A 236-nucleotide genomic window follows, 5' to 3' on the forward strand; every position below is an offset into this window, starting at 1 on the left:
GCTACCTGCACATGCTGACGACAACCCGCTTCGTCGAAGACGTGCAAGGGCTGGAAACGCCGTTCCTGATCATCGTCGGAAGCAACGACCCTGGCCTGGATGAAACGGCCATGAAGCAGACCTTCCTTGCTTGGCATCCCAATGCGGAATTGGTGACACTGTCGCAGTGCGGTCACTACCCGATGCAGGAATGTCCGCCGCATTTCGTACAGGTGGTCGAGCGCTTTCTACTGAGG

At 57.6% G+C, this 236-nt stretch carries 1 protein-coding gene; it reads left to right on the top strand.

Annotated elements, in window-relative coordinates:
* Positions 1-236: alpha/beta hydrolase (locus tag RVY79_RS21555; RefSeq protein WP_317466662.1), on the top strand; the 236-nt coding region annotated here is incomplete at both ends.

It is taken from the genome of Chromohalobacter sp. HP20-39, from assembly GCF_033052815.1.
In the GTDB taxonomy this organism is placed as follows: Bacteria; Pseudomonadota; Gammaproteobacteria; order Pseudomonadales; family Halomonadaceae; genus Chromohalobacter.